Source organism: Hydrogenophaga sp. (genome assembly GCF_030373225.1).
Classification (GTDB): domain Bacteria; phylum Pseudomonadota; class Gammaproteobacteria; order Burkholderiales; family Burkholderiaceae_C; genus Hydrogenophaga.
This window is the reverse complement of the sequence record NZ_JAUCZG010000010.1, coordinates 17,043-40,055: the sequence shown is the minus strand read 5'-3', so window position 1 is coordinate 40,055 and position 23,013 is coordinate 17,043. Positions and strand designations below refer to the sequence as shown.

The following is a 23,013-nucleotide window of genomic DNA, read 5'->3' as shown; positions in this document are numbered from 1 at the left end:
GGGGCGGTGGTGGGGCATCACAGCGCGGAGCTCCGGACGGTGAACACCCGCACGAACACCCGGCGGATGCGTCCGTCGTTGGCAATGTTCTCGTTGTTGCAACCGGTGGTGTCCAGGCCCGCTTGGCCACCGGCCTGACCCGACAGACGCAGGCACACCATCACGGTTTCCACAGCGTTCCAGTTGGCCGAGGTCCAGCTGGCGTCTGCGTCCAGGTATTGCAGTCTGTCTGAGGTGCGCACACCATAGCGGACCTGAAAATCTTCAATGCCGGCGACCAAGGGATCTGAGTTCCCTCCATCGGAGCCTTGGCAGCGCAAGCTTCCGTTGACGAGTTCGAACTTGTTCCCGATGCCTTTCGGCGGGTGAGCGTCCCGACCCAGGCAATCCAGGGGATTGAGGGATGCCTCGTCGTCGTGGCTGATTTCGAGCACATCGGGCCCGTTGTTGGGCCCGTTGCTGCCTCGCAGGCTCTGGGGCACCTGCGCGCTGCCATAGCCTTCGAACTCCGGGTTGAAGATGACGGTTCCACCCCCGGCATCGAGCAGTTGCTGGGCACCCGCCTGTCGAATGTGGTGGCCGATGGCTCGAAACGCCAAGGCGGCGTCTTGATGGAGCCTGGTGCTGTCGCTCACCGTGACCGAGGTGGAACGCGTGGCGCTGAAGCTGGCGATCGCAGCGACCGACACCAGCGCTCCGATGACCAGCCCCACCAGGAGTTCGATCAGGCTCACGCCGGCCTGGTGTCTGGCGCGGGCCTTGGGGAGTGCGCGTTGCATCATGGACGTATGTAGACCAGGTGGCAGGTGAAGCCCGTCGTGCAGATCTCTGACGCCACACCGGTGCCGACAGCTCCGGTGGCGTCGGTCACGGCGTCTGCTCGGGTGTAAAGGGCGTCTTGCCCTGCAGGCGCAATGTCTTCGTTCATGGCCTTGAATGAAGTCCAGCGCATCAGAACCCCGAACTGGTTGTTGTCGGTGTCGGACCGGAACACGCTGGCGTCGCCGTTGGGCAGCAAGGACCGAACGTTGAGCTTCCAGGCGCGAACGTCAAACGCGGCGAGCTCTTCTCCATCGCAGGCGGTGGCGAGGCAGTCGGTGCCCGCAGCCGGCGGAGCTCCCCAGCGGATTTCGTAGGGGTTGAGGGCTGGATTTGCCCGGCGAACAGCCACGTTGCTCTGCATGCGCTCGGCCAGGTCGGCAGCCAGTTGCACCGCCACAGCCCGTGCGTTGGTGTTGCGGGACTCCGTGAGGGCACCGACCTGCAGACGCGCCAGCCCCAGCACGCCGAAAGCCAGGACGAGCAAGGCCACCAGCGCTTCCATCATGGCGACACCGCGTTGTCTTGGTGGAGTGACCGACATGGCTTGCCGCGCTAGTGACAGTCGGCAGCGTCGCGGGCAGAGCGCACGCGGCCGCCTTTGGACAGGCACAGGAGCACTCCGTTCACCGGGCTGAACGCCGAACCCGCCGGGAAAATCTCGAAACGCCCGAAGGTCGAATTCCCCATCCGTTTGATGGTGTGGAAGGAGGCCGCAGGGCTCCTTCTGATTCGTGTGCCCGGCCTGCCCTGCACTTCGTGAAGGACGGTTTCGTTGGCGTCAAGCGCACCGTTGCCGTTCAGGTCGGCAAATGCGGCCCAGCCGCAGTCCCAGTCGAGCGGGCTCACGGCCTGTGGGCAGGGCGTGGTGCGCAGCAGGACCACGCTGTGTCCGCGTGTGATCGCCTCCACCCGGGCATGCGCGATCGAAGCCATCATTTCGTCGCGCATCGACTTCACGCGCTGCTGGCGCATGAAGTCTGCAAAGCTGGGCGCGGCCAGGGCCGCCAGAATGCCCAGCAGGCCCATCGTCACCAGCAGCTCGACCAGCGTGAAGCCGCGGGTTTGCCGGCGCGCAGCGATGGAAAGGGTCTTGGACTCAAACATGCCGGCACTCTAGCAGGCAGATTGAATACCTAAGTGTGATTCAGATGGCTGATATCGCGGGCGGGACGAGTGGAGTTAGTGCTTTATTGGCAGTAGCACTGAATCGCTGAAAGCCGCGCAGCGTTTGCCAACCCGTTTCCGGGGAATCAGCCCGCTGGCGCCCGAAGAAATCCGTCTCGCCCTTGCACCCGCGCCACGATTCGCAGATCTTCACCCACGCGGTCCACGGAGGTGAAGTGCAGCGACAGACCGTCCTGCAACTGTTGCAGTGGCCCGAAGTTGGACAGGCCCGCTCCTTGCCCCAGCAGCTTGGGCCCCAGGTACACAAGCAGTTCGTCGACCAGGCCTTCCCGCAGCAGCGACCCATTGAGTTTGTGGCCGGCTTCCACGTGCAGCTCATTCACTTCGCGTTGTGCGAGATCACGCAACAGGGCGCTGAGGTCCACCTTGTTGCCGGCACCCGGCATGTGAACCAGGATGGCGCCACGAGCGGCCAGGGCAGCCTGTTTCGCGGCGTCCAGTGCGGCGTGGTAGACCCAGACCTGCCGCTGCAAACCGCCGTGCGCAGGCTCGAACAGCCGGGCAGACAAGGGCGTCTCGAGCGCGCTGTCCACAATCACCAGGTGGGGCTGGCGAGTCATGCCCGACAACCTCACATCGAGCCGTGGATCATCGTGCAGCACGGTCCCGATGCCGGTGAGCACGGCGCAAGAGCGTGCCCGCCAGGCGTGCCCGTCGGCGCGGGCAGCCTCGCCGGTGATCCACTGGCTTTGCCCATTGGCCAGGGCAGTCGTGCCATCGAGGGATGCCGCCATCTTCATGCGCACCCACGGCATGCCTCGCACCATGCGGCTGAAAAAACCGATGTTGAGTTCGCGGGAGGCCATGGCCACATCGCTGTCAAAGGGCATCAGGTCCACCGCAATGCCTGCGGCCCGCAGTCGTGCCAGACCTCTGCCGGCGACAAGCGGGTTGGGGTCCTCGTTGGCCACCACCACCCGGGCGACACCGGCTTCAACGAGTGCGTCGCAACACGGCGGGGTTCGGCCGTGATGAGAACAAGGTTCCAGCGTGACAAACGCTGTGGCGCCGAGCACCGGGTGTCCCCTGGCACCGGCGTCGCGCAGGGCCATGACCTCGGCGTGCGGGCCGCCGGCTTGCTGGGTGTGACCTTCGCCGATCGGTGTGCCGCTGTTGTCGACAATGACGCAACCGACACGCGGATTCGGGTTCGACAGACACAGTGCCGCTTGTGCCCGGGCCATGGCTTGCGCCCACGACTCGCCCGGGTTCAAGTCCGGCTTCACCGCCAGCAGGTGTTGGGCGTGGCAGAGTTCGTTCCCGTCACGCCTTTGGTGCCCGTCTGGTCGAGCGTGAGCGTGGCGCAGCGGGTATCTCCTGCCTGCGCCGCACCGGGCACCGCTTCAAGGGCATACGCACTTTGCGATGGATTGGTCGCTGGTGCGACGGCGGGGGTGAACTGGAGTGTGTAGGTGGCGCCCAGCTCTGCGCGGCAGATCAGTGCCGGCAACTGGGCATTGACCACGGCGGTGCCGCAAGCCGCACCGGTGCGGTCGTAGCGCAGGCAGGTGGTGTAGTTGCGCTCCATCCACTGGGCCATTTCCATCAGGCAGCCAGCCGCGGCGATGCGCCGCGTTTTCTCCACATGGTTCTGATAGCTGGGGTAGGCGACGGCGGTGAGGATGCCCAGAATGGCCACCACGATCATCACTTCGATCAGGCTGAAGCCGCGCTGGCGAGCCGCGGATCGGGCGGGGGAGGGGGTCATCGTGAACATCTTCAATCGCTTTCGGTAGTGTCTGTTCAATCGCGAACGATTTCGCGCCAGGACAGGCGGCCGCGCGCGGTCACCGCGCCAGGGTCCGTGGCCAGAGAAGCCCGCTCATCGTCAGAGCCGCCCACCACCACCTGATTGTCAATGACTGTGGCCTGACCGGGATTGCCCAGACCCAAGTCGATGGAGCCGATGAAGCGGTCGGAGTTGTTCGCGTCGGTCGTTCCGGTGATCAGGGACGCAAAGTTGCTGGGCATCACATCGTCCAGGTAGTTCCCGTTGCGGTTGATATCGAAGAACGGCCGGGTGATGCGGCCCCCGGTGAAGGGATCGAGGGCGTTCAGGAAGCCACTGCCGCCCGGAGAACACTCGTCGAATACGGGCACGATGCTGCTGAACAGCAACACAGGTCCATTGAGGTTGTAGACCGCAGCCGCAGTGACGACGCGCTCGCCCGTGCCTGGCAGGTTCATGTAGAAGCCGTCCCTGCCCGCCATGTCGTTGGCGGCAGCTCTCTCGAACGATCGCACGCTGGAGCCGGCAAAGGTGCCGATGAATTCCACCCTGCGCTGCACCAGCCGGTTGGTCGGGCTGGTCTGGTTCTCGATCACGGTTCCGCGATCGATCAAGCCGTACAGCGTCTGGGAAGAGGCGTCGTTCGGGTCGGTGGTCCGGAAGTAGCTGCCAGTGCCGAAATGAAGGTAGGTGCGCCCTGCGTTGGTGTCGCTGGGCACGGTGTTGCGAGACACGCTGATCGGGCCGGTGATGGGTTGAGCCCGGTTGGTGGCGTCCACAGCGGTGAACATGGGCTGACCACTGAATGCAATGCCCCAGCTCGAAGGCGTCGCGCTGCTCACGTCGAATTTCCACACGTTGCCCGCCAGATCGCCGGAGTAGATGGTGTCGATGCGCCCGTTGTTGTCGGAGTCGTACACGCCCGGGGTCGCCATGCCGTTGTCTCCTGCCACGCCGGTGTCGATCTTGCGGATCAGGTTGCCGGTGGCGAGTTCGTAGATGAACAGCACGGCGCGCGAGTCCGAAGCGGTGGCGCGGCTGTTGTAGCCGTTGCCCACGATCACAGCCCAGGTGCCATTTTCCATTCGACCAATCACGGGGCGACCCATGACATGTCCCATGTCGATGTCGGCGCCCGTTCCGTAGCCCACGCTCTCCCAAAGCGCTTGAGTGGGCGAAAAACTGTCCGGGTCTGTCACGTCCAGTGCGAACAGCCCTTTGCCGCCACGCCCGAGCGTACCCACCAGGTAGTTCCGGTTGTTGAACTGATTGCGGTTGGAAACGACGATGTCGCCATCCACGAAATACTGGTGTTGATCGTTGTAGATCACCTGGGACAAGGCGCGAATGCCGCTGGAGGCCGCGTTGGTCGCCGGCATCGCCGTGCTGGGAATGTAGGCGAATCTTTCGACGCCCGTGTTGGCGTTGAACGCATGCAGCATGCCGTCGTTGGATCCAATGAAAACGGTGCCACTGTCGTTCACATAGGCGGGCGACGAGTGAGAAATGTCCCCCAGCACGGTGTTCGCAGACCGGTTGCGCAGCGTGCCCCCGTTTTGAATCTCCAGCGTGCGTGCGCCGCGCAGGTAACGCAACATGGCGGCCCGTTGGGTGTTGTCGCTGCCCAGCGTGGCCCAGTCTGCTGTGGACGCGGACATCCCGGTCTGATCAAAGTAGCGTCCCACATTGTCGAATCGCGAGCGGTAGACAATGCGGCGCGTGCCCTCTGGCGGGATGGAGTCGGCGGCGCGCCATTGCGGGTTCTGGCTCACGCCTGCGGCTGTGACCGCGTAGGCGGCCAGGTCGCCAGACCAGTTGGTGGCGTTGAAGCTGCCCTGGTAGACCAGGGAGTTGGTCGACAGCGAGGTGCTGTTGGCGATGACGTTGCCGCCCGAGCCGCTTCGCTGCACGATGTTGTCAAACGCCTTGGCCAGTGATTCCCTGAGCCTGAGGGGGTTCTGCACCAGGAAATAGGTGTCTGGAACGCCGTCGGCGTCCGCGTCCCATTCCAGTGGCAGGTCGGGGGTCTGGCTGCTGTTGCGGTCGGTGAAACCACCCCACTTGGCGGCGTACCAGAGCGGGTCCTTGAGCAGGCGCGCCCCGCCGGTGGCGCTGGGTGTGAATTCGAAGGTCCGTGGTGTCTGTCCGATGGTGCGCAGCGGGGCGCAGGCGGCCGGCACCGGGTCCAGATCGCAGCCATTGGGCAGAGACGCAACCGTCGGAGTGTTCAGGTAGTACGCCGGGTTGGTGGCTTCGTCCTGGGCCACGAGGTACACCCCGTCCCGCGTGGTGCCCGAGATCACATAGCCCATGTTCTGCTGCATGCCGCCGGCCTGGTAGGTCGGTCGCACGATGACTTCCAGCGTGTTCGCGGCCGTCACCTGCACGATGTACTCGGCGATGGCATCCATGTCGTGGTCACCGCCTTGTTCCACGTCTTCGTAATTGATCTGGAAACGTGCGTAGTAGCGGCCGCCGTTGATGGTGGCGTCGTAGTCGGCACCGGTCGTGCCCGTGGAATTGGCAATCTGCTCCACGTAAAAGTCGACGATCTGGTTGGTGGGCTGGTAGAGGCCCTTGGTCCGGTTGATGCCCGAGCCGGCAATCGATTTGGCAAACGGCACCAGGCTGATCGTCCGTCCGCTGTTCATGCGTGCCTCGATACGGGGCAAGGGTGAACTCAGCGCCACGGAATAGGTGTCCACCGACTGTCTTCCCGGGAGGTTGGATTCGTCCCTCAAGTCCCTTGTCTTGGCGTAGTAGGCCATGGCGGCGGCGGAGAAAGAGCCTTGTTTGGTGGGCTCCTCCGGCGAGAGACCGCGCGCACGACCCAGCGATGTGAGGGTCTTGGGCGTGGGGGCCGTGTCGGCGTTCCCCGCGACCTCGCCGATGAAGAACAACTCGTTGGTCAGTGCTTCGACGTCACCGATCGTCCTGGCGAGCAGTTCGGACTCGATGCCACCGATGTCACCTGTGAACCTCGACGTCGTTCCTCGAACATCCCAGTAACTGCCTGGAACCTGGTCGCCGTCAAAAGAGGGGTTGATGTCGGAGATGGTCAGGAAGTTGGCGCGCGCGCAGAAAGAGGCCCGCGCCGCCCCTGCGGTCCGGTTGTAGGGGTCGTCCCAGGTGGCCGAGGTCAGGCCCACGGCCGTGTCGTGGGTGGTGGAGGTGTTGTAGCTCGCAGTGCCAGACGGCCGGCCGCTGAAGTAACGAATGCCCTCGTACATCATCTCGCCGATGGGGTTGCCCCAATCGATGAACTCCCCTTCGGTGGGAGACCTGGCGGATGCGGTGTATGGGTTGGAGTTCCGGTACTCGCTGCTGGTACTGCTCTGGTTGAAGCCGCGAATGCGCAAGCGGTCAAAGGTTGTGACGATGCGTGCACCGGCCGTGAACTGGCCCGTTGCAGCGTCGACTTCGTCGCTGAACGAGGACACCACCTTGCGCAGGCGACCCCCGGACAGGTGCTGGTCGTAGCTGCCGGTGATCAAGCCGAAGAGCATGGCGTCGGTCTCGCCGTAGTCGTGCAACAGGCCGATGGGCTTGTACTGCCCGTTGGGGTAGCGCTTGCATCCGCTGTTGAAACTGGAGGTGCACACCTCCACCCGGACCGTGAGGTTGCGTTCAGCGGCCGTGCCTGTGGGAAAGCTTCCCGTGGACAGGTTGTCCTGAAGAACCGGGCGTTCCTTGGAGGCCCACTCCCAGATGCGTGCGTTGTTGCCCACGTCGGCGCGGATGCGCAGCAATGGCGGCAGGCTGCTGCAGTTGTCCAGCGTGCTGCAATTGGTGTTCCGGTTGGCGGTCAGGCTGCCGAAGAAGTGGCGAACGTTGTCTGCGCTCAGGTCCGCCAGATCGGTGTAGTCGCTGATGTTGTAGCCGTGGCTGCGGTGGTATTCCTTGCCCCAGCTGTGGGCGTCCTGGGGAATGTAGGAGCGGCGCAGCACGGTTTGGGTGGCGTTGTCCACCTCGCGAGAGCCGCCATAGAGCACCTTGCGCAGGGCATCGATGCGGCTGGTGGTCACGTAGTTCAGCCAGTTGCCCGACCATTGGCCGGGCTGCGACGCCACCGTTCCCGTGCAGCGTCCGAGCGAGTCGGCCGCCCTGGCGGGCTGGAACAGGCCGGAATTGCCCGTTCCCCCGTAGCTGTAGCACAGCGTCGAGTCGTAGAGACCGTAGTAGGTGATGTCCGGCTTGAAGCGGGTGTCGATCAGGCCATCCGCGTCGATGTCGCTGGCATCGTTGTAGGCCTCGTAGAAAAACTTGTGGTCACGACCCGCGATGAGCATGGTCAGCGGCTTGGCACTGACGGTGGCACTCAGCGGTTTGGTGGGCCAGTCCAGCGCACTGACCGTGGCTGTGGTGGCCACAATCGCTGAAATGGCTGCCACCTGCAGCGTTCGGTTCAGCGTGGACAGGACGGTCATGGTCGTTTCTCCTTGGCTTCAGAGCGGTGCGTAAATCGATTGCAGCAGGACAACCGAGCGGTCGGCTCCTGCGTTGCTGCGGGCAGTGATGCGGTATCGGGAGCAGTTGGTGGCACTGCCCACCACACCAGGCGAGCAACTGAAGCCGTTGCCCAGGTACTCGATCATGTATTGCGGCGTGATGCTGATGCCCCCGTTGGTGAGGGCGGTGGCGTCGAACCACGGAGGACTGGTGTTGTCGAACCACCGCTCCAGCGTGGGTGGGTTGGGCGCACCGCAGACTCCGTTGGTCACGTTGCAGGCCGCTCCGAAAGCGGGTTGCAGCGCAGGCAGGGCCTGGTTGCCCTGCACGAAGGCTTCAGCTTCCTTCAGCGCAGCCTCGGCTGCCTGAAACGAGATGCTGCGGTCATAGGTGTGCGAGGTCATGCGCTCTTCCAGCGTGACGGTACGCAGTCCGCTGAGGCCGACCAGTGTCATGACGACAAGCAGGATCAGCGCCACCACGAGGGCGATGCCCTGTTGCTGGCCACGGGAGCGCCTCTGGAGGCGATGACGGGAAGATCCGGGTGATGTCATGGTGTGACGCGGTTGCGAAGATTGACCACGTGAATGAGCTGGCGCCGCAGCGGCGCCTGATCGGTTCCGGTGTTGCCGGTGGATTCCAGATCCAGCATCAGGCGCACCGCCACCACCTGGTCGGCAGCGGCCGGGCTCCAGTCGAGGATGGCGGCTGCGTCCACCCAGTCGTTGGCCATGGTGGTGCCGTTGAAAGTCACGTAATCGATGGTCATGTTGATGACACCTTCGACCACCTCGACGGGAGCGAGGTCGTCCGGGCCGACGCGGAACAGGGATCGGCCGCCGCGATCGTTGTTGCCGACGAACCAGGTGTTGGCGCTGTAGCGGGTGACATAGCCCCCGGCCGCGAAGCTGCGGGTATTGGCTGTGACGCAATTGGTCGGGAAGTTGATGCCGATGGAGCAGTTCCCTGGACGAGCGGTCGAGACGTTGGGAACCGCTGCGCTCGCTCCACCGGCAGCATGGGTGATGCTGCCCACACCTGCCGCAGAAGCCGCGGTGACCTGGGCGATGGCCGCCGATTCGGTGTCGCAGATCACCACATAGTTTCCAGCCACGAAGCCGTGGTTGACGGTGGACAGGGTCACCACGCCGGTGGCGGCGTCGTGGCCCGCGATGGGCACGCCGTTGAACATGCCGCCGCTCAGGATCTTCAAGGCGGCCGAGTCGTTGGTGCGCTCTCCAACCCCTGTGCCGATGGCAACGATGCCCGTGGCTTCAACGCCGGCCGCGAAGCCTTGCAAGGCACCTGCATCCCAGTTGGCCCACCAGTCGGCTGCGGCGTTGTTCAGCACATTGGCCGTGACCTGTGCACCGCAGGTGTTGCCGCCGACCTGCCGCGCTTCCCGCGCCATCAGTTCAAAGGAAAGCCGGGCGCTTTCCTGCATGCGGCTCAGATCCTCGTTCGAGCGGGAGGACTGCTGGTTGGTCAGAAAGATGTTGACGACGCCGCCAATGACCACCAGACCCAGCAGCAACGCCACCATCAGCTCGACCAGACTGAAGCCGGCCTGGCGGCGCAACATGGAAAGGTTCTTGGTTCGGCGGGCGCTCATATGCGGCTCCGGGTCTGAAAGGTCTGGGTGGAGCCGGTGGTGCCTCCGATGGCGCGGGAGTCGTCCCAGGTGATGCTCACGGTGCAGTTGCCGAGCGCGTCGCAGTTGATGGCCCCGCAGGTGGTGTTGGCATCACCCAGCCCGGTGCGCAGGCTGTCGAGCCAGTCGCGGCGCGTGTTTCCGGCGAGGTCGGCGGTGGTGATGGCGCCCGAGTTGCAGGTGGGACCCATGTTGTACGAAAGCCCGACCGCCGCCGCCCGATCAGCCCGCATTGCGTCAAGAATGTAATAACTCAGCATGACGGCCTGGCTGCGGCCGTAGCTGCTCTGGTTCGACTTCAGGGCGTTGGCTTGCAGGCCTGCCATGCCAAGCAGCCCCAGGGACAGAATCAGAACGGCAACCAGGATTTCGATGAGCCCCACGCCGCGCTGGCCACGCAGGGAGGGTCTGGAACCCTGTCGGGAGGAGATCGTCATGAACATCATGCTCAGGTGAGAGGGCAGTTGGCCGCCACGGAGGCCGGGGGGGTGGTGGTGAGCCGGCCAGTGGTGGCCAGAGCGATGTCGCGCGCGCGGCGCTCGTCGCCCACGGCTGCGGACGTGCTGCATACCCGCAGGCGCCCCTGTTGTGCTGCACCACCCATGTCGCGCACCGTGCCGTCCGCAGAGAAGGAAACGAAATTGGCCAGGGCCGTGTCGCCCACGATCGTCAGGCCCGCCGGCGCCGCCGGCGACCTTGAAACAATCGTGTCGCCCGCGTCCACTGCTGCGTTGGGTGGCGCGCGGGTGATGTCCACAAACACAATCCAGCCCTGAGCCCAATCTCCCGTGGTCACACACGCCGTGCCATTCGTGCTCTTGCACACGGTGATTCGACTGCCTCTGCGAATGGCCTCGCTGCGGGCCAACGCCATGGAGCTCACAAAATCGTTGTTGGTGGTGGTGATGCGACTTGCCGCAATGAACGACTGGAAGCTGGGCACGCCCACGGCGAGCAAGGCGCCCGTCACGACAATGCCCATCATCAATTCGATCAGGGTCATGCCCCGCTGCCGGTGCTCGGATGCGATGGGGTTACGGGTAAGAGAATGTTTCACGCCTGGATTTTCGGCTTGAACCCCAAGACGGCCTTGGACAGACGCTGAAGTGCCTTCTGCACAGGACAGACGGTCGCTTTTCAGAGGAGGCTTTTCCACCAGCAAGGAATACATCCGAGGCACTATTTCTGTGCCAAATCAAAAAATAGTTCTTTGGATGTAACCTGCTTCTGATGGAGGCTTTTTGGTGTGTATTTGAGTATGACAAAAAGCAACTTCTGGCCACGTTCTTCAGGGCGTGTGACATTGCTCACGGAAGTGGCGACCCCAAGGCAATTTCAGCGCTGGACTTCATCCACCAGAGCGCGAAATTCGTCGATGTCCTCGAAGCTGCGATAGACGCTGGCAAAGCGCACGTAGGCCACCTTGTCCAGCTTCTTGAGTTCGCGCATCACCATCTCGCCCAGCCGGGTGGCCGGCACTTCCCGGGCACCCAGGTTGAGCAGTTTTTCCTCGATGCGCTCGATCGCGGCATCCACCTGCTCGGTGCTCACGGGGCGTTTGCGCAAGGCCAGGGCGAACGAGGCACGCAGCTTGGCCGGGATGTAGTCCACCCGGCGCCCGTCCTTTTTCACCACCGCCGGAAAGCTCACTTCGGGGCGTTCGTAGGTGGTGAATCGCTTCTCGCAATGGCCGCACTGGCGCCGGCGACGAATGAAGTCCGCGTCTTCCGACACGCGGGTTTCCACCACCTGGGTTTCGAGATGGCCGCAGAAGGGGCATTTCATCGCGCCGGGCTCGCAGACTCAGCGGTAAACGGGGAAGCGGGCCGTCAGGGCGTTGACCTTGGCGCGCACCGCATCGATGTTGGCTGCGTCACGCGGGTTGTCGAGTACGTCGGCAATCAGGTGGGCGGTGGCGCGCGCTTCTTCGTCCTTGAAGCCGCGCGTGGTCATGGCGGGGGTGCCGATGCGCACGCCGCTGGTCACCATCGGCTTCTCGGGATCGTTGGGGATGGCGTTCTTGTTGATGGTCATGTGGGCACTGCCCAGCACCGCTTCGGCTTCCTTGCCGGTGATGCCCTTGGCGCGAAGATCCACCAGCATGACGTGGCTCTCGGTGCGTCCACTGACGATTCGAAGTCCGCGTGATACCAGCGTTTCGGCGACGATGTGTGCATTTGTCAACACTTGCTGCTGATATGCCTTGAATTCCGGGGCAAGTGCTTCCTTGAACGCCACTGCCTTGGCGGCAATGACATGCATCAGGGGACCGCCCTGAAGCCCGGGGAAGATGGCGCTGTTGATCGCTTTTTCGTGTTGGGCCTTCATCAGGATGATGCCGCCCCGAGGTCCGCGCAGGCTCTTGTGCGTGGTCGATGTGACGACATCGGCGTGCGGTACCGGATTCGGATAGACGCCAGCGGCGATCAGGCCGGCGTAGTGTGCCATGTCGACCAGGAAGATGGCACCGACGTCCCGGGCCACCCTGGCGAAGCGCTCAAAGTCGATGCGCAGGCTGTAGGCGGAAGCGCCCGCGATGATCAGCTTGGGGCGGCTCTCGTGGGCCTTGCGCTCCATGGCGTCGTAGTCGATCTCTTCCTTCTCGTTGAGACCGTAGGACACCACGTTGAACCACTTGCCGCTCATGTTGAGGGCCATGCCGTGCGTGAGGTGGCCGCCTTCGGCCAGGCTCATGCCCATGATGGTGTCGCCGGGTTTCAGAAAGGCCAGGAACACGGCTTCGTTGGCCGAGGCGCCACAGTGGGGCTGAACGTTCGCTGCATCCGCACCGAAGATCTGCTTGACCCGGTCGATGGCCAGCTGTTCGGCAATGTCGACGAACTCGCAGCCGCCGTAATAACGTTTGCCGGGGTAGCCCTCGGCGTATTTGTTGGTGAGCTGCGTGCCCTGGGCCGCCATCACCGCGGGTGAGGCGTAGTTCTCACTGGCGATCAGCTCGATGTGGTGTTCCTGGCGTGTGTTTTCAGCCTGGATGGCTGCGTGCAGCTCGGGGTCGGTTTGCTCGATGAGAATGTTGCGGTCGAACATGGCAGTCCTTCAAGAGGTGAATCCTTGCGCATTGACAAGGGCTGCCCAGGCGAACGGCTGAACGCCCCGCTCTTTCGATGGGGGCGGCACGCTTCCCAGTGGTTGTCCCGGCCGCGGATCGAGAGGGGAGTGATCGGGCAGGGGGGCCACGTCAGCGGCAGCTGGCCCGGACAGTTCCGGGCGCTGCGCGCCTATCGCCAGTTGCGTACCCGGCGAGTTTAGCCGAGGGGCAGGCGAAGGGCATGCCTGCGGAGCAAATCCCGGCGCGCGGTGTGCGCCGGCGACAGATGCTCAGGACTGTGCGATGGGGGCCGATGCCGGAGTGGCCGCGGGCGCCGCAGGGCCCGCCTCGATCTCGGTGCCTGGCGCCACCACGGGAGCCGGCTCGGCCGGCGCGACCACATTGACGGTGCGTGCGGGAGGCACGTAGCGTTGCAGGGGTTTGCCCAGGGCCACGCTCTGGATGCGCATGTGCTCGGCCATCACCTTGTTGATGTACCAGCTGCCGTCGGTCGTGACCGCACCCACATACAGGCGCAAACCCCCTTCGACGGAGCCTGCCCGCTTGATGCAGTCCTGCAGGACCCGCACGCCCACGCGAAGATTGGACACCGGGTCGAAAGCGGCGAGTTGGCCGCCAAAGTCCTCGTACTTGTCGGTGTGCACGCGCGTGAGCACCTGCATCAGGCCTTGGGCACCCACCGGGCTCTGGGCGAACGGATTGAAGCGGGATTCAATGGCCATGACGGCCAGGATGAGCGTGGGGTCGAGCTTGGCCTTCTCGCCGATCTCGAAGGCCTCGGCCACCAGGGCGCCCAGTGGCTCCGGGGCCACGCGGTACTTGCGGCTGAGCCAGTAGGTCACGTTGGCCTGCTGCTTGGGCAGATCGCCCGGATCCGCGGCCGTCACCCGGTCGATGGCGGTGGGCTCCACCGCGATCAGGGGCACGTCGGCGGCGGCTTCCTGGCGCTGCAGCAGCCAGCCCAGCAACTGCTGCTCGGCGCTCTGGCGCAAATCGCCACGCGCGCTCAGCACGATCAGGCCGACGGCGAACAGCGTGCCCAGCAAGGCCACGCTGTTGTGCGTGATGTCGAGGAATCCACGGTAGGTGTCGGCCAGCGTGGTCTTGATGGATGCCACGACACCTGAGGTGTTCTTGGGTGGCGCATGGAAAGTCGTCATGGTTTCGCTCCGTTCATGGCGTGTGCCGCGTCAACATGCGGCCTCGCCGACTGGGATCGCAGTCGAAGGCCGGACCCGTCGGGTCTGGCGCTCGACCTGGCCCGTGGGGGCTGCGGTCGGGGTTTACCCTTGAGAGTGGGCAAAGTCGCCGGATGGTAGGCGGAGATAAATGCCGGGTCAATGTTTAGAACGCTGTTTAAAGATGCTTTTGGTTATAAACAAACGGTTTCAATTGACCGCTCAAGCGCTTCGCTAGCGAGAAAGCCAGCGCCTGCAAGGCTTGCGGCGGTGCGGGCCACAAACCGCCGTTTGTCGGCTCGCACCGACCTTTCAAATCGCAAAACCGGGTTTCGGCCCCCCGGAATGGGTCGCCGGACCGCGATTGAAAAGCTTCATGGTCGATCCGGTCCAGCCGCATTGCGCCATCCGTGGTGTCGGAGTACGCTGCGCTTGCCGGTTGTGATGACTGGCAGCAGCCGACCCAGCGGAGTCTCCGCATGACGGCCCCCAACGGGAGCAATCTGTTGCTTCCAGGCTGGAGAGACATCAAACTCCCTCCGCCAAAACAGACGGCATGAGCATCAAGCCCGCCGTCAACCCCGGCAGACCCTGTTTGCCGGGGTTTCTTGTTTTCGGGGTTCGATCTGCCGAGGCCGTGCAGCGGTGAGCGAGTTCGCAGACACTGGAAAGACCGCCAACCCCCGCCCGCATTCCCATGAGCAGCCGACCGACCCAAACGCCTGGCAAATCCTGGTTCAGGCGCTTCGCCTGGACCCTCGTGGGTGTGATGCTGTTGTGGCTGATCACCTGGCTTGTCGTGCCGGTGCTCCTGAAATGGCAGTTGCAAAAGCAGGCCAGCGAACTGTTGGGGCGCGGCGTGACGGTTCAGCGGGTGGACTTTCGGCCCTGGTCGCTGGAACTGGTCGTGGAGGGCTTGCGCGTGGCTGCCGCGCAGGGCCCGGCGGAGCAGTTGTCGGTGGCCCGTCTGTACGTCAACGCCGAGTTGCAGTCGCTCCTGCGGCTCGCGCCCGTGATCGATGCCCTCCAGATCGAGCAGCCGCGCCTGGCCTTGCGCCATCTGGGGGGTGGCCGCTACGACGTGGACGACATCCTGCAGCGCCTGAACGCACCAGCGTCCGATGACCGGAGCGAACCGGCGCGGTTTGCCCTTTTCAACCTGGCGCTTGCCGGCGGTGAATTCACCTTCGTGGATGACCCGGTGGGGGCAACCCACCGCCTGCGGGGACTGACTCTGAGCGTGCCGTTTCTCAGCAACCTGGCGTCGCGCCGGGAGGTGGTGACCGAGCCGCGGCTGGCTTTCGAACTCAACGGCAGCGCTTTTGATTCGAAGGCTTCCAGCACGCCGTTTGCGGCGCACCGCGAGACCGACGCCACGCTGAGCATTCCCGCGCTGGATCTGGCCCCGTACTTCCCTTACTGGCCCGCTGCCTGGCCCGTCAAGCCCGAGGCGGGTGTCCTGAGCCTCGACCTGAAACTGGCTTTTTTGCAGCGCGATGCGCCGCAGGTGTGGCTCTCGGGCGATGTGGCGCTGTCGGGGCTGAAGGTGGTGGAGCGGTCGGTCGGTGGCGAAGCCGCCGGCGTGTTGTCCTGGGAGCGCCTGGGCGTCCGACTCAACCGGGTCGAACCCCTGGCCCGGCGGGTCGATCTGGCGGCCATCGAGTTGGCAGCGCCCAGCCTGAACCTCTCTCGCGATACCCGGGGGCAGATCAACCTCGTGCGCCTGGCCGCAGGTCTTGTGCCGCCTCACCAGCCGGCGCCGACCGTTCAGGCGCCCGCCGCTGCCTCAGTGCCGTGGGAGCTCGTGCTGGGCCGGCTGGACCTCGAGCGGGGGCGCATCCACTGGCGGGACGAAGCGGTGCAACCGATGGCCACGGAGGTGCTGGAGGCTGTGCGCGTGCAAGCCAGTGGACTGAGCTGGCCGGTGCGCGCGCCCGTGCCGTTCGAGGTGTCGGCCGGCCTCGGTTCAAGCGAGGTCGGCGTGAAGGGTTCCGTCACCGACGCTGCCGCGCAGGCCGAGCTCTTTCTGGGAGAGATCGCCCTGAGGCGTTTCTCCTCTTATATGAAGGGAGCGATGCAGCCGGCCCTGGACGGGCGGGTCGGCGCGCACGGCCGCATCGAATGGCGGGCCCCGCAGGGCGATCAGGCCGCGGTGTTGAAGCTGCTGGGTGGTCGCATCGACGTGAACGATCTGGTGCTGGGCCCGGCCCGCCAGCCTCTGGCCAGCCTGAAGCGCCTGCTGATCGACGACCTGCAGGTGGATCTTGTCCAGCGAAGCGCCGAGGTCGGCGGCCTGACCCTGACCCAGCCTCGCCTGCCGCTGGAGCGCGGGCACGACGGCGCCTGGATGTTCGAGTCCTGGCGGTTGCCAGCGCCCAAAGACCGGCAGGCGGTCAAGGCCCCGGCTGCAGAAGCGGCACCGTGGCGGGTGGGCCTGGCCAGGCTGCAGGTCTCCGGCGGTTCACTGGGATTCGTGGACCGCCTGCCCGCCGAGCCTGTGACGCTGGACATCACCAACCTGCAACTGGACCTGAAAGACCTTCGCCCGTTCGATGCCGGGCAGAAGGACATGGCCTTGTCGGTCCGGGCGCGGGTGGGATCAGGCCCGTCCAGCCCGGTCGCGCCCGGCCAGGTCGTGCTCACCGGTGCCTTGCGCCTGCCCGAACCCGCTACAGCGGGCGGAGCGGGCCTGCGGCTGGATGCCCGTACCGAGCTCGAGCGCCTGCCCGCGCATGCGCTGGTGCCGTATGTCGCGGACCGGCTCAACCTCGAATTGCTGCGCGCTGACGCGAGCTACCGCGGCCGGGTGCAAGGCGGCCTGGCAGACGGTGCGCTGGCGCTCCAGCTGGAGGGAGACGCTGCGCTGGACGATTTGAGTGCCAACACCTTGTCGCCCGCCGAAGACCTGCTGGCCTGGAAATCCTTGCAGGTGCGCGGCCTGCAACTGGCGATGTCGCCCGGGCGATCCACCCAGCTGAGGGTGCGTGAGACCGTGCTGAGCGACTACTTCGCGCGGGTGATCATCGACGAGGCCGGCAAGATCAACCTGCAGGGCCTTCTGAAGCCTTCGCAGCAGTTGCCCGCTGGCGATGTTCCTGCGCAGGCCGATGCCGCCGCAGGCGGTCCTGCGCCCGGGATCGGGCTGGGCCCGATCAGCCTGGTCAACGGCCGCGTGCTGTTTTCCGACCGCTTCATCAAGCCGAACTACACGTCCACGCTGAGCGAGCTCACCGGCAGCCTGGGTGCATTTTCGAATGGGCAAGCCGCGGGAACCGCACCCGAACTGGCCGCCTTGTCCCTGCGCGGACGCGCCGAGGGCACGGCCGCTCTCGAGATCGAGGGCCGGCTCAACCCGCTGGCCCAGCCGCTCGCACTGGACATCCAGGGTCGCGTGCGCCATCTGGAGCTGCCCCCGCTGTCTCCCTACACGGTCAAGTACGCCGGTTACGGCATCGAGCGCGGCAAGCTCAGCGTGGACGTGGCCTACCGGATCGATCCCGATGGCCAGCTCAGCGCCAGCAACCAGATCGTCCTCAACCAATTGAGCTTCGGCGAGCGTGTGGCCGGCAGCGAGGCGCCCAACCTGCCGGTGAAGCTGGCGGTGGCGCTGCTGGCCGACCGCAACGGCGTGATCGACATCAACCTGCCGGTGAGCGGCTCCATCAACGACCCGCAGTTTCGACTGGCACCCATCATCTTCAAGCTCATCTTCAACCTGATCGGCAAGGCCCTGACGGCACCGTTTTCCTTGATCGCCAGTGCGTTCGGTGGAGGTGCCGAGTCGCCCGGGCAGGTGGCGTTTGCTCCCGGCAGCGCGGTGCTGGCGGCCGAGACCCGGCAACAGCTGGCATCGGTGGCCAAGGCCCTCGCCGAGCGCCCTGCGCTGCAGATCACGGTGGTGGGACACAGCGATCTGGAGGCCGAACGCAGCGGCTACCAGCGCGTTCAGCTGGAGGCGCGTCTGCTGGCCGAAAAACGCCGGCTGCTGGCGCGCAACGGCCAGCCGATCCCCGACGTGCTGGCCGTGGGCGCCGAGGAATACCCCGCGCTGCTCAAGGAGGTTTACCGCCGCGCCGACATGCCCAAACCGCGCAACCTCATCGGCATCGTCAAGGACATTCCACAGTCCGACATGGAGGCGCTGCTGCTGGCCTCGATACCGGTCACGTCCGACGCGCTGCGCGATCTCGCCGTGGCGCGTGGCCAGGCGGTCAAGGACTTTCTGGCCAGCCGGTCGTTGCCCGAAGACCGCATGTTTCTGGGCGCACCGCAACTGGTCCGGCAGGGGGAAGGCTGGCGGCCGCAGGCCGAACTCCGGCTGGCGCCTCGCTGATCACGCGGCCCGCCAGCGCCCCGCCGGGCCGGCCAGGCACGCCGGCGGCGAACAGCGGCGACAATACCGGTTTGCCGCGCCGCTCTGGCGCAGCCCCTGTCCTGATCGAACTGACGCTTCCATGTCGCTGTTTTCCTTGCGCAAGTCTTCCTCATCCCCTCAAGTTTCTCCACCCGCCGTGAACACGCCCACCCCCTCAAAGTCCGCCGCTGCGGCCCATCCCCTGGACGCTGTGACCGGCGGGGCGTTTTCCGCGCCGACATCGGGCGAACGCGCCGCACGCATCCGCGAGTGGCTGGCCACCGAGCCGGGTCTGGACCAGATGAACGAGGTCTACAAGGAGCTGGCCAACCGCGACCGCGGAGCGGCCAAGCCGTTGAAGGAAAAGCTCGACGAACAGAAGCGCCTGAAGACGCAGGAGCAGATGTCGGTCGAATGGGCGCAGAAGGCGCAGGCCTTGCTGGACCACCCGCGCCTGAACCTGGCCGATGCCCTGGCCTGGCAGCGCGACGCCGCGCGCGCGGGCGCGCCGCTCTCGCGCGAGCCGCTGGCCGCGCTGCGCCAGTCGCTGGCCGAACGCGTCAAGGCCATCGAAGACCTGCAGCACCGGGTGCAGGTGGAGCGCGAAGCCGCGGTGTTGATCGCGCAGCGCATCGAGGTGCTGTCCACCAAACCCTGGCGCGAAGCGCAGCACAGTGCGCAGACGCTGCAGACCGATGTGGCCCAGTGGCAGGAACAGGCCAGCGGCCTGGCGCAAGACCCTCAGTGGGCCAGCGTGGACGTGAAGTTTCCGCCCATGCTGGACGCCTCGCGCAAACAGCTGCAGCTGGTCTGGGACGCCTTTGAAGCCGCACTGGCCCAGGCGGTCGCGGCCGATGCCGACGCGCAGGCGCCATTGCCCGCCGTGCCAGTCTGGGCCGACGAGTTGCGCGTGGCGCGCGGCGGTGAAGCCGCTGCACCGGTCGAGAAGCCCGCGGTGGACACACAGGCCCAGCAGGAGCGCCGTGCCCGCGTGACGACCGAGCTCGGCCACGCGCTCGACGTGCTGGAGCGCGAACTCGCCGAAGGCCACGGCAAGGCCACGCCCAAGGCCGCCGCCGATGTGCGCGCCCTCCTGAAATCCAACGGCCGTTTCGTCAGCCCGGCCCTGGACGCTCGCGCGCACGCCGCGTTGAGCCAGGCCGGTGAACTCGAGGGCTGGCAGCGCTGGCGTGCCGACCAGCTGCGCGAAGAACTCGTGGCGAAGGCCGAAGCCTTGCTGCAGGCGCCCGAAGGCCAGCGCCTGGGTGGACGCAAGATGCAGGAAACCCTGCGCGGGCTGCGCGATCAGTGGAAAACCACCGACCAGGGGGGGCAGCCCAACCACGCCTTGTGGAAACGGTTCGACGAAGCCTGCACCGAAGCGCACAAGGTGGTCGAGACCTGGCTGGTGCAGGTGCGCCAGCAGGCCGAGGCCCACAAAGGCCAGCGCCTGGCCATCATTGCCGAGCTCAAGGCCTGGACCGAAGCGCACGCCGGCAACACCGACTGGAAAGCCCAGGTGCGCGAGTTGCATTCGTTCTCGGAGCGCTGGCGCGAGGCCGGCCACATGAGCGAGAAGGCCTTTGCCGAAATGCAGCCGCAGTGGAAAGAGGCGATGCATGCGGCTCATGCCGGCCTGGAAGCGGCACAGGCCGAAAGCACGGCGCGTCGCAAGGCGCTGATCGAGGAAGCCACCGCGTTGGGCGCAGCGCCCATGCTGCGCATCGACGCGGTGAAGGCGTTGCAGCAGCGCTGGCAGGCCGAGGCGCATGCGGTGCCGCTGGAACGCAAGCACGAACAAAAACTCTGGGAGGCGTTTCGCCAGCCCATCGATGAAGCGTTCAACCGCAAGACCACCGAGCGCGAGAAGGCCGCGACCTCGCTCAACGCCCACGACCAGCGTGTGCTCGATGCCTCGCGTGCGCTGGAACAGGCCAGTGCCAGCGGCGACGCGCAGCGCATCCGGGCGGCCATGCAGGAACTTGAATCGGCGCTGGCCGGTCGGCCTGCTGCGGTCGAGGCCACGCCGGCGGCGGCCGTGAAAGCCGCACCGGACCATCCGGCTGCGCCGGCCGAAGCCGGGGCTGAACCGGCCGCGGACGTTGCCGAACCGGCTGCCGAACCCGCCGATGCCGCGTCGGCCGACGAGGCGGTGACGGCCGAGCCAGCGGCACCCGCCAAGCCCGCCGCACCGCCCAAAAAGCTGGTCGCCATGCGCGGCGACGACCGTCCCGGCATGAAAAAGGCCGAACCGGCTGGCCGGGATGCGCGTGGCGCCCGCCCCGACGGCCGCCAGGGCGGTGGTGCCGGTCGCTTCGACGCTCGCGGACCCCGCGATGCGCGCGGTGCCGGCGCAGCGCCCTGGCGCGACGAACGCGAGCAGCGCGGTCCCCGCCTCGGCGATGCGGCTTTCCGCGCCCAGCGCCAGGCCATCGAGTCGGCCGAAGCCAGCCTGCGCAAGCTCGCCGCCCAAGCCCACGGCGAGGTGCTCACGCAGCTCATGACCGCCTGGGAACAGCGCGATGCCGAGCAGATGCCCACCGCACAGGCGTTGGGCCCGCGCGTGAACGCCGGCAGCCGCGCCACCTGGTCGGCCGCCCTGTCCAGGGCGCCGGCCGCTTTGCCAGGCGAGACCTTGTTGCGTCTGGAAATGGCGGCCGAAGTGCCCACGCCCGCGGAGCACCTGAGCGAGCGCCGCATGCTGCAACTGCAACTGCTCACGCGCCGTCATGCCGCGGCACCTGCCGAGACCTGGGTGGACGATGTGGCAGGCGTGCTGGCCTCGGGCTTCGACGCATCGGCCGCCCGACGCCTTCAGACGGTGTTGAAGGTGCTGCTCAAGCGCTGAGCCCATCGACCGTCCGAGGGCGATGCCCGTGCAGACAGCGTCTGCACGGGCTTTTTCATGGCGCGGCGGTGGCCGGCCTGAAGAATCCGTCGAACAGAGGGACCAGCGCGGGAAATTCTTGCGCGAACCGCTCCCGGCTCACGAAGTAGGCCTCGCAGGTGACGGCAAAAAACTCGGCAGGGTCCTTGGCCGCGTAGTCGTCGAGCCAGGGCCGTTCGCCGCCGAACCGCTCGGCGAGGGTCACGGCTTCACGAAACTGGTCGTAGGCCTGCTGCATCGTCCGGCGCCACAGGCTTCGGGCTTCTGCGGCGCTGTGCGTGCCCAGGAAGCCCTTGGGCAGGGGGGGCGCACCGTCGGGGTGTTCGCCGAGCGAGATGCCGCGCATGTCCATCTTGTGCACGAACTCGTGGATCACGACATTGCTGCCAGTCTCGGCTGCCAGGCTGGCGTGGGCCACTTCCTCCCAGCTCAGCATGAGCGGGCCGCGGTCCATGGCTTCGCCGGCCAGCACTTCGTCAAAGTGGTGCACCACGCCCGCCGCGTCGGTGGTCTTGCGTTTTGCCACCACGGCACCAGGCTGCACCACGATGCCGACGAAATCACCGTACCAGTCCAGCAACTTCAGCGGGTCGCGCACAGCCTCACCCGAAGGGCCGTGCATGTGCAGCAGCGGCAGACAGGCCTGGGCGGCGATCGCCAGGGCCATCGCATCGGTGAGCTCCAGGCCGTTGGCACCAAAGAACTCCTTCTCGACCAGGAAGTGGGTGCTCAGCAGGCGCAGGCGGTCCTGCTCGGCGCTGGCGAGCACCGAGAGAAAGGGATGGGAGGCGAGGGTGGTCTGCCAGAGCGTGTCGGGGACAGGCCTGGGTTGGCGCAGCGAGCGCGGCAGCAGACGTTGCAGCAGATCGATCATGCCGCCACCAGCGCCACACGCTGCAGGCCCCGGGCGTCCAGCCGGAGCACCTCGGCGCGCGCCGGCTTGGCGCCGACATCCCAGTCGCTGAGCACCACGCGGCGCAGGCCATCGCCCAGCGCGTGTTCGCCCGGACGGTGGGTGTGGCCGTGGATCAGGGTCCGTGCGCCGGCGGCCTGCAGGTCGGCGCGGGCCGCAGCGGTGTCCACGTCGGCCCACAGGCCGGGGTCGCCCGCCGTGTCCCGTTTGCGCGCCTCGCTCTGTTCCCGCAACTGGCGCGCGATGCTTGTGCGCTCACCGAGCGGGCGGGCCAGAAAGTCGCGCTGCCACGCCGGCTGGCGAACCTGGGCGCGAAAGTCCATGTAATCGGTATCGGCCAGGCACAGCGCATCGCCATGGCTGAGCAACCAGCGCTGCCCCAGAAAGTCGAGCACGGTCGGATCGACCAAGCCCTGCATGCCGCAGGCCTTCAGGCCCGCGGCGCCCAGCAGGAAGTCGCGGTTGCCGGCCATGAAGAACACCGGCGTGTGCCGGCTGAAGTCCTGGAGGGACTGCGCGCATTCGCGCCAGAAGGCCTGGTCGGTGGAGGCCTGCGCCTGCAGCACGTCGTCGCCGACCCAGACCTCGAACAGGTCGCCGAGGATGAAAAGGGCGTCGGCCCGCCCGGGCGCCGGGCGCTGCAGGAACGCCCGCCAGACATCGAAGGTCGGCCGTTCGCCGGCTTGCAGGTGCAGGTCTGAAATGAATTCGACCGCTTGCCAGTGCGCGGGAGCGCGCAAGCTGGCGAAGCGGTCGGGGGAGGCTGCGGACATCG

General features: G+C 66.0%; 17 protein-coding genes. 2 read left to right on the top strand and 15 right to left on the bottom strand.

Going from position 1 to position 23,013, the window contains the following annotated elements:
- Positions 1-17: 17 nt before the first annotated feature.
- From QUV35_RS07620 to QUV35_RS07560, 13 genes are all read right to left on the bottom strand, one after another.
- A complete protein-coding gene (locus QUV35_RS07620; RefSeq protein WP_300872262.1) occupies positions 18-782 on the bottom strand; it encodes a PilW family protein in 765 nt (254 codons plus the stop codon).
- A complete protein-coding gene (pilV, locus tag QUV35_RS07615; RefSeq protein WP_300872218.1) occupies positions 779-1,363 on the bottom strand; it encodes a type IV pilus modification protein PilV in 585 nt (194 codons plus the stop codon). The genes QUV35_RS07620 and pilV (QUV35_RS07615) overlap by 4 nt, the downstream gene beginning before the upstream one ends.
- A gap of 11 nt (positions 1,364-1,374) precedes the next feature.
- Positions 1,375-1,926 (bottom strand): GspH/FimT family pseudopilin, encoded by a 552-nt coding sequence (locus QUV35_RS07610; protein ID WP_300872216.1) that lies wholly within the window; start codon positions 1,924-1,926, stop codon positions 1,375-1,377.
- Between the two features lie 146 nt (positions 1,927-2,072).
- Positions 2,073-3,191, bottom strand: a complete 1,119-nt coding sequence (gene ribD / locus QUV35_RS07605) for a bifunctional diaminohydroxyphosphoribosylaminopyrimidine deaminase/5-amino-6-(5-phosphoribosylamino)uracil reductase RibD (RefSeq protein WP_300872467.1) — start codon at positions 3,189-3,191, stop codon at positions 2,073-2,075.
- A 38-nt stretch (positions 3,192-3,229) separates the two neighbouring features.
- On the bottom strand, positions 3,230-3,715 hold the full coding sequence (locus tag QUV35_RS07600; RefSeq protein WP_300872214.1) for a type IV pilin protein: 486 nt from the start codon (positions 3,713-3,715) through the stop codon (positions 3,230-3,232).
- A 35-nt stretch (positions 3,716-3,750) separates the two neighbouring features.
- The gene (locus QUV35_RS07595) at positions 3,751-8,163 is read right to left on the bottom strand and encodes a PilC/PilY family type IV pilus protein (RefSeq protein WP_300872212.1); all 4,413 of its coding nucleotides are present in this window, start codon (positions 8,161-8,163) and stop codon (positions 3,751-3,753) included.
- Positions 8,164-8,181: 18 nt separating this feature from the next.
- On the bottom strand, positions 8,182-8,739 hold the full coding sequence (locus QUV35_RS07590; protein WP_300872210.1) for a pilus assembly protein: 558 nt from the start codon (positions 8,737-8,739) through the stop codon (positions 8,182-8,184).
- Positions 8,736-9,797 carry a prepilin-type N-terminal cleavage/methylation domain-containing protein gene (locus QUV35_RS07585; protein ID WP_300872208.1) on the bottom strand — a complete coding sequence of 354 codons (1,062 nt, stop codon included), beginning with the start codon at positions 9,795-9,797 and terminating at the stop codon, positions 8,736-8,738. The genes QUV35_RS07590 and QUV35_RS07585 overlap by 4 nt, the downstream gene beginning before the upstream one ends.
- The gene (gene pilV, locus QUV35_RS07580) at positions 9,794-10,273 is read right to left on the bottom strand and encodes a type IV pilus modification protein PilV (protein ID WP_300872207.1); all 480 of its coding nucleotides are present in this window, start codon (positions 10,271-10,273) and stop codon (positions 9,794-9,796) included. Before pilV (QUV35_RS07580) ends, QUV35_RS07585 begins: the two co-directional genes overlap by 4 nt.
- An 11-nt stretch (positions 10,274-10,284) precedes the next feature.
- Positions 10,285-11,007 carry a GspH/FimT family pseudopilin gene (locus tag QUV35_RS07575; protein ID WP_300872204.1) on the bottom strand — a complete coding sequence of 241 codons (723 nt, stop codon included), beginning with the start codon at positions 11,005-11,007 and terminating at the stop codon, positions 10,285-10,287.
- A gap of 164 nt (positions 11,008-11,171) precedes the next feature.
- Positions 11,172-11,621 (bottom strand): transcriptional regulator NrdR, encoded by a 450-nt coding sequence (gene nrdR / locus QUV35_RS07570; protein WP_300872202.1) that lies wholly within the window; start codon positions 11,619-11,621, stop codon positions 11,172-11,174.
- Between the two features lie 18 nt (positions 11,622-11,639).
- Complete coding sequence (gene glyA, locus QUV35_RS07565) at positions 11,640-12,884, bottom strand: serine hydroxymethyltransferase (protein ID WP_300872200.1); 1,245 nt, start codon at positions 12,882-12,884, stop codon at positions 11,640-11,642.
- Between the two features lie 291 nt (positions 12,885-13,175).
- Complete coding sequence (locus tag QUV35_RS07560) at positions 13,176-14,066, bottom strand: lytic transglycosylase domain-containing protein (RefSeq protein ID WP_300872197.1); 891 nt, start codon at positions 14,064-14,066, stop codon at positions 13,176-13,178.
- A 715-nt stretch (positions 14,067-14,781) separates the two neighbouring features.
- On the opposite strand from QUV35_RS07560, the gene QUV35_RS07555 reads away from it, so the two are divergent.
- Together QUV35_RS07555 and QUV35_RS07550 are read left to right on the top strand one after the other, a co-directional pair.
- The gene (locus QUV35_RS07555) at positions 14,782-18,417 is read left to right on the top strand and encodes a DUF748 domain-containing protein (RefSeq protein ID WP_300872194.1); all 3,636 of its coding nucleotides are present in this window, start codon (positions 14,782-14,784) and stop codon (positions 18,415-18,417) included.
- Between the two features lie 121 nt (positions 18,418-18,538).
- Positions 18,539-21,286 carry a DUF349 domain-containing protein gene (locus QUV35_RS07550; RefSeq protein WP_300872191.1) on the top strand — a complete coding sequence of 916 codons (2,748 nt, stop codon included), beginning with the start codon at positions 18,539-18,541 and terminating at the stop codon, positions 21,284-21,286.
- Between the two features lie 55 nt (positions 21,287-21,341).
- On the opposite strand, the gene QUV35_RS07545 is transcribed toward QUV35_RS07550, so the two are convergent.
- Both QUV35_RS07545 and QUV35_RS07540 read right to left on the bottom strand, forming a co-directional pair.
- Entirely contained in the window at positions 21,342-22,199 is an 858-nt protein-coding gene (locus QUV35_RS07545) for a M90 family metallopeptidase (protein ID WP_300872188.1), read from the bottom strand.
- A complete protein-coding gene (locus QUV35_RS07540; protein WP_300872185.1) occupies positions 22,196-23,011 on the bottom strand; it encodes a UDP-2,3-diacylglucosamine diphosphatase in 816 nt (271 codons plus the stop codon). The genes QUV35_RS07545 and QUV35_RS07540 overlap by 4 nt, the downstream gene beginning before the upstream one ends.
- Positions 23,012-23,013 lie beyond the last annotated feature (2 nt).